Source organism: Ulvibacter sp. 2305UL32-6 (assembly GCF_058148545.1).
This window is the reverse complement of record NZ_JBYVKA010000002.1, coordinates 401,240-415,633: the sequence shown is the minus strand read 5'-3', so window position 1 is coordinate 415,633 and position 14,394 is coordinate 401,240. Positions and strand designations below refer to the sequence as shown.

Sequence of the window (14,394 nt, the reverse complement as noted above, 5' to 3'; positions counted from 1 at the left end):
GGTTCGTATAAATATATGCGAAATCTTTTTATGCTTCAATAACCTTGTCATTATTGCCAGAAGCCGCTTGTAAAAGAAACGCAATTACGATCGCCGTTACACAACCCACAAAGTTTAACCATAAGTACGGAATATTGATGATCTCAAATTTGTCCATGGTATAAAGTGCGATCACTAAAACTTGATTGATCAAGGCTGCGATAAATACTGCCCGACTTTTTACGTACTTAAAGAAGAAAGCCAATAGAAATACACCCAGAATATTTCCGTAGAAAAGAGAACCTATGATATTGACCAACTGGATCAAATTATCAAACAAATTGGCAAAGCAAGCAACAAATATGGCAATAACACCCCATAAGAGCGTAAACCACTTAGACGCATAGACATAATGTTTTTCACTCCTACCACTTTTGTTACGTTTGTACAAATCGATCGTTGTGGTAGAGCCTAAAGCATTTAATTCGGAAGCGGTTGAAGACATGGCTGCGCTTAAAATAACGGCCAACAATAAGCCTATCAATCCGCGAGGGAGGTTGTTCAGTATAAAATGTATAAATACATAATCTTTATCGTTTGTTTCGGCATTCGGGTTCGCCTTTTTAATCAGCTCTTTCGATTGTGCGCGTAAGGAATTTTCCTGTGTGTTTAAGGCGGTTATTTCCGAAAGCAAGGTTTGCTTACTCGTAGGATCTTCGAGACGGGCATAACTAATTTGTTTTTCTTTGAGTTGTAATTCAAGGGATCTTTTCTCATCACTTAATGCCTCGTATTCCTGAGCATATTCCGAAGCCATGACATCTTTCACCGCACTCGGATTGAAATGTAGAGGTGAACTATTAAACTGATAGAAGACAAAAACCATAACACCTACTAGCAAAATAAAGAACTGCATTGGAACTTTTAGAAGACCGTTAAAGATCATTCCCATCTGCATCTCTTTTAACGATTTTCCTGAAAGGTAACGTTGCACCTGACTTTGGTCTGTACCGAAATAGGAGAGGGCTAAAAAGGTTCCACCAATGATACCGCTCCAAAAGGTATAACGATTTTCAAAATCGAACGAAAAATCAAGGACATCTAATTTTCCGTTGGCACCAGCGATATCGAGTGCTTTATCAAAACTAATATCCAACGGAAGATAATTGAGGATCATCAAAAAGGCAAAGAGCATTCCCGCAAAGATCACCAGCATTTGCTGTTTTTGAGTAACGCTTACCGCTTTGGTTCCACCGCTTACCGTGTAGATGATCACTAAAATTCCGATGATAATATTTAAGTGAATTAAATTCCAGCCCAACACAGCCGACAAAATAATGGACGGCGCAAAAATGGTGATTCCTGCTGCCAAGCCTCTTTGGATCAGGAAAAGTATAGCTGTTAACGTACGTGTTTTTAAATCGAAACGTGATTCGAGATATTCATAGGCGGTAAAAACATTGAGACGATGATAAATAGGAATAAAAACCAAACAAATGACCACCATAGCGATTGGCAATCCGAAGTAAAATTGCACAAAACCCAATCCGTCATGAAAGGCTTGTCCGGGTGTCGATAAAAAAGTGATGGCACTTGCCTGCGTTGCCATAACGCTTAGTCCGATCGTCCACCAGCGGGCGCTATTTCCACCTTTGAGGTAATCGGTTACGTTTTGGTTTCCTCGTGTTTTAAAGGTTCCGTAGAGTACAATAAATAGTAAGGTTCCTATGAGAATGTACCAATCAATATTCTCCATTAGGCGTACGTTTTCATAAGATAATAAAAGAATAAAATATAGGCCGCGTTAAAGAACAATACCAAGGTATAGCGATGACTCCAAACAAATTTGGTTTTTTCAGGGATGTTGTTTTGGTCCTGTTCTTCCATAGATTTAATTTCCAATCGATAGTAAATTTGCAAAAAGACGATAAGCTCCCGGAACACCGGCAGGTAATTCTCTAAAGAAACTTAGCCCCGTATAAATATAATGCCCTTTGCCATGTTTAGCAACTAATAAGGATCCATTACTTTGCGGTGCATCTTTGTCGTGCATCCCCAAAATAGGAGTGAACTTGTCGTCCCATTTGTCAGGAAAATACAATCCCCGTTCTTGAACCCAATTGTCAAAATCGGCTGTTGTGATCTTATTCGGACTATTCATCACTTCATGTTGTGGTGCTAAAATTTTCACTTCGGAAAACTCATCCGTAACACGATCTCTAGACAACGAAAGTGGAAACGGCGCGAGATCTTCAGTTACTAAACCGCGGGAAGTGTTATATTGTAACAAAAGCGTCCCGCCATCGGCGACGTAAGTGTCTAATTCGGCTCTTTTAAATGCAAGTTCTGGAACCGTGTTATACGCTCGAATACCAATGACAATAGCATCAAATTGTGAGAGTTCATTTGCGTTTAATTCGGAAGGTTCTAAGGTAGTAACCTCATAGCCGATCTGTTTTAAACTCTCCGGAATGGCATCTCCCGCGCCATCAATATACCCAATACTTTGTCCTTTTTTCTGAATGTTTAACCGTGCTATTTTCGCTTCCGAAGGTAACAGCACACTTTGATACGGAATATGATCATAGTCTATAGTAACCAATTCTTTATCATATAATTGATCACCTACCGAAACACGAGGTTTTAGATAGCCATCGCTTTGTTCTTTTGGAGGAGTGACCTTAAATATCACGGTATGTTCTTCGCCTTTTCGCGCTAAGCTAAATACTTGACTCGCGGGGCTTACAACCCAACCTTTTGGATGCTGTAGCGTAACACTTCCCGTGACATTATCGGCGCCTGCGCGTATGTTTACAGGAATGTCTTTTGTTGCTTCCGAAGCAAAAATGATCACTTTTTCAGGAATACTTGAAGTCACTGTAGGAAGTACTTCAAAGGGGCGATACACTTCGCCTTTTACTGGGTCGTTATATTTATAAACGATATTTTTTTGAATCGAAAGTTCAACGCCAGCAATATTTAGGTTAAAGGTAACGGGAAACTGATCGACCTGTTCGGGTAAACCGATCAAGCTTTTATCATCAACGCGATACATTCCTAATGTACCTTTTTCTTGCAGCCAGTACGGCGCACTTAATTTTGTTGCTGAAAATGTATAATCGGTATTTTCAAGTTCGTATTTTTTGTTCTTCGGAAGAGGCGTGGCCGTTAGTGTAGAAGGAAAACCGATAACGCTTGAAGTAACCGAATTGAGCTTTACAGGCACGTTCGATCTGTTGATCGCTTCAACAGTAACCTTGATGTTTTCTTTGGGCGCGGCTGCTTGCACATTCGCAACAGCTTCCAAATAAAGCCCAGAACAGTCTACTATAAGCTGTTCTAATTGCTTCATTTTAATGGTGCGCCAGTGACTTTCTTTAGTTTGTTTTAGTAGCGTATATGCCTTTACTAAGTCGGGTACAATGGCCGAAGGATCAGTAAAATCAAATTTATTTTCTAGCGGGTTTAAAATCTTGCCAACCGCGGCACCACCTTCGATGCGCGACCAACTTGTGTCAATGCCTTCAAAGAGGTTTGTTTTATCTTTTGGAAATTCACCTTTTAAGAATTCTAAGTATTCTGTTTGACTCCCACGTGATCCAGTACTTCCAAAACCTTGCGATTTGTGCATACTCCGACTTAAAGAGGCAATTTCGCCGTTTGAGAGCCCGAGAGCAGGGTAGTAGTTACCTGTTTCCACTTCTACTAAGTTCGTTTTGTCGGCTTTTTCAAAATTTTCTTGACTTCCGTAGAACCACCAAGAAGTATTGAACAAGAGACGTTTGGGTTGCCAAGCGCCAAATTCGGAAGCGGTTTCAGGGTATTTAGATGCATCTCCTACCATGTCAAATGCTTCAAAACTAAGCATGGCCGAAGAAGTGTGATGCCCATGTGTTGAGCCTGGCGTACGATGATTAAATCGATTGACGATCACATCAGGTTTAAATTTTCGAATGGCTCGTACTACGTCTCCTAGCACTTCCTTTTCATTCCAAATAGCCAAGGTTTCGTCGGGATGTTTAGAATATCCAAAATCATTGGCGCGAGTAAAAAGTTGTTGTCCGCCGTCGGTTCGTCTCGCAGCCAAAAGCTCTTGCGTTCGTATTACGCCCAAAAGTTCACGTATTTCAGGACCTACCAGGTTTTGTCCGCCATCACCTCGTGTAAGAGATAGATATGCGGTTCTAGCAAACACATCATTTGCGAGATAAGATATTAATCTGGTGTTTTCGTCATCGGGATGTGCAGCTACGTAGAGGGCAGATCCTAGAAAATTTAATTTCTTGAGATTGTGATAAATTTCGGAGGACGTTGGTTTTTGTGGTTGTTGCGCAAATGTTGAAGTAAAACTAGCTAGAAAAAGAAGCGCAACTAAGCGGAATGCGAGCATGGATTAGTACATTGAGATTCCTTCCAAAGATACCCAAAATGACTGATTGATTTGGGGCGTTTCGATTTCTTTAACAGTTTTTAACTTCCGAAGAAAAGTTAATCTAAAGCCTGCTCGGTCACATTTTTGTCTTCTTCTTCCAACCTAGCTTCCATTTCGGTGAAATCTTCTGGTTTTATGACCGTCACACCTTTCTGTAGCATCATACTATTTGGATAAGTTACCTCTTCGTGTTGATGGGTTCGCAAAACAATATGAAAGGTTTTAATGTCTTCAATATATCCTTCAAAGGGAAATTCTTTATCGTGAATTTTAATGTAGTCGCCAATTTTATATGGAAAGGTAAAAAACATGATCACACCGCTGGTAATGTTCGATAGGATAGACCACTGTGCAAAAAAACCGATACCAATAACGGCAAAAACCGAAGACATGACCAGTCCGAGGTCTTTGATCTGTACACCCCAAATAAATATAAAGCCGATGATGAGGAAAAAGATAATAAGGTAGCTAATAAGCTTAACAATAAGTCCTGTACGATGTTCTAGGCGTTCCGATTTCTTTGCAACGCGTTTTACGGTAAAGACAAGCGACCACCGAAGCACGAACAAGGTGATTAAAACAATCCCAGATTTTACAATTTGCGGAAAATACTCTTCAAATATCATCATATCTATTTCAGCCCTAAAGAGTCGCGAAGCGATTCAAAGTTTTTGCTTTTTTGTTGCCAGTAAGCAGTTTTTATACGTTTCATTTTAACTGCCGTCGTGGAAAGTCCTTCGCCTTCAGCATTACTAGGCGCGTTGGTTTCTTCCCATTTTTCAATTTCAAACGGGAAGGTACTATTAAAATAGAGGATCAATTCACGTTTTAATTCGGGATACATCAATTTGTAACTGGTAAGCGAATCGCCCTGTTTTAAACTGGCAAAAACTTCATATGCTTTTGTTTCTTGATGTGACATTCTAAGAAATTCAAAAGAAGGAATCACCTGTAGATCACCCGTGGGAAGTTCTTCTGGGTTGATGCGAATGAGGTTCCATAGTTCGGTTTCAAGCCACGTTTTTTGTAGATTAAATTCAGCATCTGCTTCGCCTTGGAAGTACGAATGCGAACGGATCTCAAAATCTTTACGATTGTTAAGTTGCACGTAAGCTTGTCCGCACCATTCCTGCATCGAGTGACTTACTTTTAGCGCGTGTGCGGTTGATCGCAGCGGACTAAAAGTGCTGGTCATGATAGAATAGGGGTAGATGCCGGTATTAAAGTCTTTGGTCTGGTTAAATTTTAATACGGGAATATTTTCTTCGGAAACCTTATCGGCTTTGACTTGTATTTCTGGAAGAAAATCTTCGGTGACAAAAATGTTTACGGCTGTGCCTTCACGAAGTTCGCCATAGCGCGCTTGGGTAAGCTGATACGAAGTGATTTCGGCTGTTCCGTCATACCAATAGTTTTTGAAGTCTTCGGAAAGGTTTCGGTCCTTAACGGTTACAGAAACGGGCTTTACGTCTGATACATTCTTGGGCGACGAACTATCTTTTTCGCCGCACGCATAGATTCCGAAGAAAAACAACGCAATAAGAAAGCCTTTACTAAACAATTTCATAGTGTGATCTTTCTACAAAAATAACACAAAATCAGCTGTTAGCAATCGCCATTAAGGTTTTATAAACAAGGCGTGTTGGTAGGCCCATGACATTAAAATAGCAGCCTTCGAGGCGTTCGATGGCAATATAACCGATCCATTCTTGGATGCCGTAGCTGCCGGCTTTGTCGAAGGGTTTGTAGGTGTCAACGTAGTAGTTAATTTCTTCTTCGGAAATAGGCTTAAACCAAACTTTGGTGGTGTCATTCACCGTTTTCTGAAAATCTTTAGATGTAAAACACACCGAAGTAATGACTTCGTGCATGGCGCCGCTGAGATTTCGGAGCATTTTTTTGGCATCTTCTGCATCTTTGGGTTTTCCAATAGCTTTGTTGTCTTTCCAAACAATGGTATCGCTGGTGACGACGATATCTTTTTCTGAAAGGTCTGTAAACACTGATGCTTTGAGTTGTGCGAGATAATCTGTGATTTCAGCGCCTTTGAGTTGGTCTGGGTATACTTCTTCCACTTCGCGAACGTCAATGGTAAAATTGACATCGAGTTCATTAAAAAAGTGATGCCTTCGCGGAGAACCCGAGGCGAGGATGATATTGTAATTGCTGAGTTTTTGGTTGAGCATATTTGGAGCTTACTGTAACTGTGTTTTTAATTGACCTTTTTTGTTATTGTCCCATTCGTTTTTAAGAATACTCAAAACGATACTATCTCGTCGACCTGTGGGGCCTGCACAATTGCTTCGTAAAATACCTTCAACTGTGCAACCAATACGTTTCATTGCTGCGATACTACGCGCGTTTTTTGCGTCGGCTCTAAACTCAACCCGTGCCGCGTTTAGTGTTTCAAAAGCATATGAGAGTAGTAAAAACTTACAATGCTTATTGAGTCCTGTGCCTTGAAAATCCTTGCCATACCACGTATAGCCTAATTGTAGGGTGTTGTGTTGCTGCTGAATATCATAAAAACGAGTGCTTCCCGCATATTGCTGGGTAGACTTGTCAAAGACTAGAAACGGATAGCTGTCGCCCGACTCACGTTTTTTAAAGGCATGATCCATATATTTTTTAAGGTTTTCAGAGCCACTGCCGGAAACTAAGGAGTAGGTCCAAAGTTCAGGTTCGTTTTCAGAAAAAGGTAAAAGTGTTTTAAAGTGAGCCTTAGTAAGCGGTGTTAATCTAACACGATCGTTTTCAATAATTATGTTTTTAGAGGTATCGAATTTCATACAAGTAACAATTTTGGATAGAAAAAAATGGACAAGACACCTAAAAAAAGGATCACTTTCAGCATATTGGATAGGAGTGAAAGGTCTTTGAGCGTTTCTGCCGTCCATGCTTTGATACAAACAAATAACAAGGGAGCAAGCACGGCTAGTAGGAAATAAAGCGCCATGGCTTGGTAGGCATACAGAAAATGATACATGTACCAAACAATGGTAAGTGTGGTGATCACGCAAAGAATAAAAACAAGTTTATGCGTCCATTTTCGTCCCATAACGATAGGTAATGTGGCTCTTCCGCCTTTTTTATCACCGTTTACATCTTGCAGATCTTTTACGATCTCGCGTATAAAATTCAGCAGAAAAGCAAAGAACGCATAATGTAGTAAGATTCCCGAAGCGATCACCTGACCATCCATAACATCGGTAGTTATGGCAGGAAAAATATCAAACAAGATGAGCATGATGGGGGTGAGGGCGACCAAAAAAGCGATGGTGAGATTACCAATAAGTAGCTTCGATTTTAAACTTGTAGCGTACATATAAAGGAGTCCGGAGACCATAATAAATATAGCTGCAAATCCGGGATGCCCAACACTGTTCGCTAAATAAAACCCAATACCAACACCCAAAACATTTAAGAAGATAAAGTACTGGTTAGCCCGCTTGACGCTTATCTTTTTACCAATTAAAACCTGTGTTGGTTTGTTGACCTTGTCTATCGTAATATCTTGAATATCATTTATCACATAACCACCTGAGGCAATCAGTAGTACAGCGATTACTAAAAGTGTAAATTGAAGTGTGTTTAATGTGAGTTCAATGGACAATTGTTCTAAAAACCCGTATTTAAAAACCACAAACATGACCGCCATAAGAAGGAGGTTGATGGGACGGATTATTTTGAGGTAAGCGAGGGTCAATGATTCAATGATTTAGTGAACTAATGAGTAAATGGTTGAATGGGTAATTGGTTAAATTGGTGAGTGGTTAAATGGTCATTTTGTCTTTGATCTTTGCTCTTAGCTCGCGCTTCCTGCTTCATAAAAAACTTCAAGGCTTGTGGAAGTGTCTTCCTCTCGGCATCATCCTCTCACTTCGTTCGTCGGTGATGAGTCGTCGGAGGCAGTTAATCATAGCTCGCGCTCGTTGGTCCATTGCTGATCCATTTTCCTTGTACTTTCAATACTTGTTCAATAATATCACGTACACATCCCTCACCACCTTTTTTATGAGAAACATATTTACAGAGGGCTTTGATCTCGGGTACGGCGTCTTGCGGACAAACAGGCAGACCTACATGTTGCATAACGTCTAAGTCTGGAATGTCATCACCCATATACAGCACGTTTTCGACTTTAATTTGGTTGTCAACCATAAATTTACGGAGTGTTTCGGTTTTGTGATGGGTTCCTAAGTGAATATTTTTTATTCCTAGACCTTCTAAACGCAAGCGCACACCTTCATTGCTTCCGCCAGAGATCACACAGATATGATAGCCTCTATCAACCGCCGTTTTAAGTGCAAAACCATCCTTTATATTCATGGTTCGATATAGTTGTCCGTCGGTTGTAATATGGACCGAGCCGTCAGTTAGCACGCCATCGACGTCAAAAACCAAAGTGGTGATGTGATTAAGGTATTCTTTATAGCTTTTTTCCATATGTGGTTAGTTGCTTTTTGATTTTGTGGTTCGTTGAATAGCGTCGGTAAATTGTTTGTAAAGAGTTGCCATAGGGCTTGGTCCCATTAATTTTAAATGTTTTTCAATGGTTTTTTGATCGTTTCGTTTAGCTGGGCCCGTTTGTGCCTTGGTAGGCGTAAGATGCTCCATTTTACGTGCTGTTTCTGCGATCAATGGTTTTAGTAGGTCGAAGTCAATATGATTTTCGTTCAGATAAGCTTCAGACATATAATATAAATGATTGACGAAATTATTTACAAACACTGCCGAAAGATGCAGTTTTGCCCGTTCTTCGGAAGAAATTTCAACCACTTTTTTTGAAAGCGCATTGCCCAATTTCCGAAGTAATTGCAAATCGGATGGTTTTTCAGCTTCAATGCAGATAGGAATGTCAGCAAAATCGACTTTGCTCGCTTTTGAAAATGTCTGCAACGGATAAAAAACGCCTTTTCTATTTTTATCGGCTAATATTTCCATGGGTACAGAGCCCGAGGTGTGTACGACCAGCGCGTCTTTAAGCGGAATACCTTCGGAAAAGGAAGCGATAGCGTCGTCTGGAATAGCAATGATATAAACATCTGCGGTTTCCAGTGCGGTTAAGTCGGTGGTAAAAGGAATTTCTTTTACTTCCGAAGTGAGTCGGATGCTCTTTCTGTTATAAACCTGTTTTACAGTAACATCTGAAGCCTTGTGGAACCCGCTACAAAGGTGTTTTCCTACATTTCCATACCCTAAAATAACTACGCTCGTCATATTGCGAAGTTACTAACTTTTTTGAAGGAATTTCGAAGCAATTTTAACTAAACCGTATGGACATAATTGCCTAAATTTGCACAAAAATAGCCAGCATGCAAAAGAAACTTGCCGCAATCCTCTTTTCAACTCGATTAACAGCCACATTATTTATTGTTTTTGCCATTGCTATGGCCGTGGGAACATTTTTAGATGCGTCTTCTGAAACTTCTCCAACACCCTATACACGTGAGCTCATTTACAATGCTTGGTGGTTTGAAGCCATTATGGTCCTTTTTGTGATCAACTTTATAGGCAATATGTTTCGTTTTAATCTTTTCCGAAAAGAAAAGTGGGCAACGCTTACACTGCACTTATCGTTTATCCTCATCTTGGTTGGGGCGTTTGTTACGCGCTATATTGGTTATGAAGGCGTAATGCACATTCGTGAGGGCGCAACGGCAAATCATATTTTGTCAAGCGAAGCCTATTTAAAAGGGATGATCGACGGCGATTATAAGATTGACGGCGTGCTACAACGACGTAATTTTAGCTCGAAAGCATTACGACTCTCAGAGCGTTTAAATAACGATTTTACTTTAGAAACCGATTATAACGGAGTTCCTGTAACGGTTACTTACAAAGACTTTATTGAAAATGCCAAGGAAGATCTTTTACTGTCTGATGCTGGTGAGCAGTATTTAAAGATAGTCGAAGCTGGCGATGGAAACAGACACGATCACTGGCTAAAAGTAGGGCAGGTAGCCAATATTCACAATATTTTATTTTCGCTCAACAAACCTACCGAAGGCGCGATCAATATTCAATATGATGAGGCCGAAGACGCCTACAGCATTGCATCTCCGTTTGAAGGTGAGTATATGAGAATGGCTGATCAAATGCGAGGTAGCGTAGAAAGCGATAGTATCCAACCCTTAATGCTGCGTTCACTGTATCAAATGGCAGGTATGGCCTTTGTAATTCCAGAACCAGTGGTGACGGGAACATACGGTATTGTAAAAGCGGAAGCACCCGAAAAAACTAACGTAAATGCATTGATCGTTGAGGTTTCTGGAAATGGAGAAACTAAAACCATTGAGTTGCTAGGAGGGAAAGGCTCGCAGCCCGATCCTGAATTGGTGCAAGTAGGTGATCTCGATGTCTATTTAAGCTATGGCTCGCGAAAAATCGATCTACCTTTTAGTATCACTTTAAACGATTTTATAGCCGATAAATATCCTGGAACCGAAAAAGGATATTCAGCTTTTAAAAGTAAAGTAACTGTAAACGATAGTGATTCGGAGTTTTTTGATACCGAAATATTTATGAATAATGTTCTGGATCATCAGGGATATCGCTTTTTCCAGTCGGGATTTGATCCTGATGAAAAAGGAACAATTCTCTCTGTAAATCATGATATGGCTGGAACATGGATCACTTATATTGGATATTTCTTGCTCTACATAGGCCTGATGGCCATTATGTTTGATGGGTATACGCGTTTCGCTTCCCTAAAACGATCGTTGGATAAAGTAAAAGCAAAAAAGGCCTCTTTAACGGTAATGGCCTTGCTTTTATTCGTTGGAAGTAGCATGGCGCAAACGTCAAATAATGGGCAGCACAGTATAGAAAACAAGGCGCAAATAGATTCTATTATTCAGGCCAATGCTGTAAGTAAGGAGCACGCCGAGAAGTTTGCGCGGCTTATTTTACAGGACAATGGTAGAATGAAGCCTGTAAACACATTTGCAAGCGAATTACTTCGGAAAATAAGCAGAAAGAATAGCTATGAAGGCTTAGATGCCAATCAAGTGTTTCTTTCGATGACCGAATTTCCGAAGCTATGGGTACAAACTCCTTTAATTGCTGTAAAGTGGCAAAACGATAGTATAAGGCATCTTGTAGGAGCCGAAGAAGGCGCATCGCGCATTGCTTTGATCGATCTTTTTGATGCCAGAGGGAATAATAAATTGGAACCTTATCTCGAAGCTGCTACGAGCACCAATACACCCAATCAGATTCAAAAAGACCTCGTAAAAACGTATGAGAATGTCTATTTACTGAATCAAGCGTTGAGTGGTAGTATCTTAAAGATCTTTCCAGTTCCGAATGATGAAGGAAACAAATGGGTTTCGTATCCAGAGTTAGCCGAAAGCAACATCAAAGGAAAGGATTCTTTATTTACACGATCTGTACTTCCCTTGTATTTTGATAGTCTTCGGAATGCGAGACAAACGGGAGATTATTCAAAAGCCGAGGAGGTTTTAGACTTGATGCATGAATTTCAGAAGAAATTTGGAAGTGAGGTCCTTCCTTCAGAAAACAGGATCAAAGCCGAAATTCTATACAATAAGGTAGATATTTTTAATCAACTTTTTCGCTACTTTACAGTCTTTGGAGTGGTGATGTTCCTTTTTATCATCTTTCAGATCTTTAAGGAACGAAAGGTTATCGATATCATCATTAAGATCTGTAAATACGCCATCTGGTTTATGTTTATTGCGATGACACTGGGACTCGCAGCACGATGGTATGTGAGCGGACATGCGCCGTGGAGTGATGCGTATGAGTCGATCATCTATGTGGCATGGGCGACGGTTTTCTTCGGACTCGCCTTCGGAAGAAAAAGTGATCTCACGATTGCTTCTACTGCGTTTGTAGCGGCTATCATCCTCTGGGTCGCCAATCAGAACTGGCTAGATCCAAGTATTGCTAATTTACAGCCTGTTTTAGACAGTTATTGGCTTATGATTCACGTAGCAGTGATTGTAGCGAGTTATGGCCCGTTTACGTTAGGGATGATCTTAGGAGCAACGTCGTTGTTACTTATGTTGCTTACCACGGAAGAGAATCGTACAAAAATGGACTTGAATATAAAGGAACTAACCATCATTGCTGAATTGGCACTTACGGTTGGTTTGGTCATGCTCACGATTGGTAACTTTTTAGGCGGACAATGGGCTAATGAAAGTTGGGGCCGTTATTGGGGATGGGACCCAAAGGAAACCTGGGCCTTAATTAGTATTATGGTGTATGCGTTTGTATTGCACATGCGTTTAGTTCCTGGCCTTAGAGGGCGTTGGTTCTTTAATGTGATGTGTATTTTTGCGTATGCTTCTATTATGATGACCTACTTTGGAGTGAATTTTTATCTCACCGGATTACACTCGTATGCCAGTGGTGATGCACCTGTAACACCTGTTTTTGTTTATTGGTTGGTTGCATTCTTTATTGGTTTGAGTGTGTTCTCTTATTTCCGATACTCAAAATACTATGTAAAAAAAGGATAAGCTTTCGCCTATCCTTTTCGCCATAAAAACAAAACAAGTTGATTAGGTCGATAGACCTATCGGGGGTATTAAATAATATGCCTCTAAATAATTTGAGGTTGGTTAGTTATAGATATAATCAGGCTGTGAGTCTACCATACGGTGATCTTCTTTAATTTGCTCGCTGATCTCAAGTTTGGTGTATAAGTCTTTGGTTAGATCCTCTACGTCCTCTTCAGACATTTTTAATTTACGAGCGATCTTTACGTTTTCTTTTCCTTCGGAAATATATTGTAAAAGTTTAATTTCGAGTCCGTCTAGATCGTAATGCATGATCAGGTTCTCCAAATACATATCTTCCATGAGACGTTCTACATTGTGCCTATTCATCATCGATTCCTGACGCTTTAGAAAGATTCGCATCTCTGTTTGGCGTAAGATGTTTTCTTCTTTTATAGCTTTCATACGGAACATGATAGCATAGGTCAGAATGACCATTTCAACTAAGAGAGCCACTTTTAAGTGTACGCTTTCGGTAAAGAGAAAATGAATTTCCGCTGGTTTCAATACATAGAAATCGATTGTAAACAACAGAGGAATGCTTGCTGCGATCACATAGAATTTGGCGTAATTTTTTTTGCTGAAAAGCGCTATACCCGCTCCAAAATAGATCACTAGTACACTAAACAGTATAAAATTAGCAGCCGAAAAGATCTGCTCGCTTTGCACTAGCCAAGCTGAAAAAACCAGCACGCTTCCAGCGATAAAAAGTAAGGATGTTATCCGCTTTAACTTTGGAAAAAACTCGGAGATATTCAAATATTTTTGAGCAAATAAAGAGCTAGTACCTACTGCTATTATTAGAAAAAGACCATCGAGTAGATGCCCTTTGTTGATCGATTCAATTCCGAAAAGTGCCAAAAGACCATCGTTGTTGAATAAAACAATACTTACACTAGCCAAAGCAAACGCATACAATAAAAATACTTTTTCTTCAAACAGGAAGTAGCATATAAAATTGAGCATTACGATGGTTAGCGCAAGGCCATAAAAGAATCCTTTTTGAAATAAGTTTGTCCCAGCCTTACTAGCGATGACCACAGAAGAATTTCTGTTAATCGCATGGTTGCTAGTTGAAGCAGTAAGTGTGGTCTTTTTAGAAAAAGATTTATCTTGTTTTTGACCATCAAACACTGCATTATGCGTCTCACTATTTGTTAGCTGGGATGCATTTTGATCTTGAGTGATAGAAGAATCTTTCTTTTTTTCTCTTAGAGCAGTTGTAACATCCTTTTTTAGTGATAATTTTAAGGATAAGGCATCATAGGAAGACACCTTAGAATAGCTACTAAAATCTATTGTATTTGCCGATGCCGACAGTACAATAAAAAGACTCAATACGTGGGGCAAAATTGATAGTCTCATTAAATAAGTTTTACACATTTGGGATGGGCAATATACAAAACTTATGTATTTAAACTAGTTTATTTGCACTTTATCGATAAAAAAAGAAGA

12 protein-coding genes are annotated in these 14,394 nt (G+C 39.9%); 1 reads left to right on the top strand and 11 read right to left on the bottom strand.

What is annotated here, in order from left to right; genetic code table 11:
• Positions 1-28 precede the first annotated feature (28 nt).
• The 10 genes from ACY2RU_RS07700 to ACY2RU_RS07655 form a co-directional block, all read right to left on the bottom strand.
• Complete coding sequence (locus ACY2RU_RS07700; RefSeq protein WP_490137858.1) at positions 29-1,735, bottom strand: sodium:solute symporter family transporter; 1,707 nt, start codon at positions 1,733-1,735, stop codon at positions 29-31.
• Complete coding sequence (locus tag ACY2RU_RS07695) at positions 1,735-1,866, bottom strand: hypothetical protein (protein WP_490137857.1); 132 nt, start codon at positions 1,864-1,866, stop codon at positions 1,735-1,737. Before ACY2RU_RS07695 ends, ACY2RU_RS07700 begins: the two co-directional genes overlap by 1 nt.
• Before the next feature lie 4 nt (positions 1,867-1,870).
• Positions 1,871-4,369 (bottom strand): PIG-L family deacetylase, encoded by a 2,499-nt coding sequence (locus ACY2RU_RS07690; protein ID WP_490137856.1) that lies wholly within the window; start codon positions 4,367-4,369, stop codon positions 1,871-1,873.
• Positions 4,370-4,467: 98 nt separating this feature from the next.
• The gene (locus ACY2RU_RS07685; protein WP_490137855.1) at positions 4,468-5,040 is read right to left on the bottom strand and encodes a mechanosensitive ion channel domain-containing protein; all 573 of its coding nucleotides are present in this window, start codon (positions 5,038-5,040) and stop codon (positions 4,468-4,470) included.
• A gap of 2 nt (positions 5,041-5,042) precedes the next feature.
• Entirely contained in the window at positions 5,043-5,978 is a 936-nt protein-coding gene (locus ACY2RU_RS07680) for a septum formation inhibitor Maf (RefSeq protein WP_490137854.1), read from the bottom strand.
• A gap of 31 nt (positions 5,979-6,009) precedes the next feature.
• Positions 6,010-6,597, bottom strand: a complete 588-nt coding sequence (locus tag ACY2RU_RS07675; RefSeq protein WP_490137853.1) for a Maf-like protein — start codon at positions 6,595-6,597, stop codon at positions 6,010-6,012.
• A gap of 9 nt (positions 6,598-6,606) precedes the next feature.
• A complete protein-coding gene (locus ACY2RU_RS07670) occupies positions 6,607-7,200 on the bottom strand; it encodes a GNAT family N-acetyltransferase (protein ID WP_490137852.1) in 594 nt (197 codons plus the stop codon).
• Positions 7,197-8,117 (bottom strand): geranylgeranylglycerol-phosphate geranylgeranyltransferase, encoded by a 921-nt coding sequence (locus ACY2RU_RS07665; protein WP_490137851.1) that lies wholly within the window; start codon positions 8,115-8,117, stop codon positions 7,197-7,199. Before ACY2RU_RS07665 ends, ACY2RU_RS07670 begins: the two co-directional genes overlap by 4 nt.
• A gap of 206 nt (positions 8,118-8,323) precedes the next feature.
• Entirely contained in the window at positions 8,324-8,857 is a 534-nt protein-coding gene (locus tag ACY2RU_RS07660; protein WP_490137850.1) for a KdsC family phosphatase, read from the bottom strand.
• Between the two features lie 6 nt (positions 8,858-8,863).
• Positions 8,864-9,631: a Rossmann-like and DUF2520 domain-containing protein gene (locus ACY2RU_RS07655; RefSeq protein ID WP_490137849.1), complete on the bottom strand. Its 768-nt coding sequence runs from the start codon at positions 9,629-9,631 to the stop codon at positions 8,864-8,866.
• A gap of 95 nt (positions 9,632-9,726) precedes the next feature.
• Here ACY2RU_RS07655 and ACY2RU_RS07650 point away from each other — a divergent pair, with 95 nt between their 5' ends.
• A complete protein-coding gene (locus ACY2RU_RS07650; protein WP_490137848.1) occupies positions 9,727-12,900 on the top strand; it encodes a cytochrome c biogenesis protein in 3,174 nt (1,057 codons plus the stop codon).
• Between the two features lie 102 nt (positions 12,901-13,002).
• Here the strand turns inward: ACY2RU_RS07650 and ACY2RU_RS07645 are convergent, their stop codons facing one another.
• The gene (locus tag ACY2RU_RS07645) at positions 13,003-14,304 is read right to left on the bottom strand and encodes a 7TM-DISM domain-containing protein (RefSeq protein WP_490137847.1); all 1,302 of its coding nucleotides are present in this window, start codon (positions 14,302-14,304) and stop codon (positions 13,003-13,005) included.
• Between the last annotated feature and the right edge of the window lie 90 nt (positions 14,305-14,394).

Excerpts from the sequence above, each read along its gene's own strand:
- ACY2RU_RS07700 (WP_490137858.1), bottom strand. The coding sequence starts at position 1,735 with ATGGAGAATATTGATTGGTACATTCTCATAGGAACCTTACTATTTATT.
- ACY2RU_RS07695 (WP_490137857.1), bottom strand. The coding sequence starts at position 1,866 with ATGGAAGAACAGGACCAAAACAACATCCCTGAAAAAACCAAATTTGTT.
- ACY2RU_RS07690 (WP_490137856.1), bottom strand. The coding sequence starts at position 4,369 with ATGCTCGCATTCCGCTTAGTTGCGCTTCTTTTTCTAGCTAGTTTTACT.
- ACY2RU_RS07685 (WP_490137855.1), bottom strand. The coding sequence starts at position 5,040 with ATGATGATATTTGAAGAGTATTTTCCGCAAATTGTAAAATCTGGGATT.
- ACY2RU_RS07680 (WP_490137854.1), bottom strand. The coding sequence starts at position 5,978 with ATGAAATTGTTTAGTAAAGGCTTTCTTATTGCGTTGTTTTTCTTCGGA.
- ACY2RU_RS07675 (WP_490137853.1), bottom strand. The coding sequence starts at position 6,597 with ATGCTCAACCAAAAACTCAGCAATTACAATATCATCCTCGCCTCGGGT.
- ACY2RU_RS07670 (WP_490137852.1), bottom strand. The coding sequence starts at position 7,200 with ATGAAATTCGATACCTCTAAAAACATAATTATTGAAAACGATCGTGTT.
- ACY2RU_RS07660 (WP_490137850.1), bottom strand. The coding sequence starts at position 8,857 with ATGGAAAAAAGCTATAAAGAATACCTTAATCACATCACCACTTTGGTT.
- ACY2RU_RS07655 (WP_490137849.1), bottom strand. The coding sequence starts at position 9,631 with ATGACGAGCGTAGTTATTTTAGGGTATGGAAATGTAGGAAAACACCTT.
- ACY2RU_RS07650 (WP_490137848.1), top strand. The coding sequence starts at position 9,727 with ATGCAAAAGAAACTTGCCGCAATCCTCTTTTCAACTCGATTAACAGCC.
- ACY2RU_RS07645 (WP_490137847.1), bottom strand. The coding sequence starts at position 14,304 with ATGAGACTATCAATTTTGCCCCACGTATTGAGTCTTTTTATTGTACTG.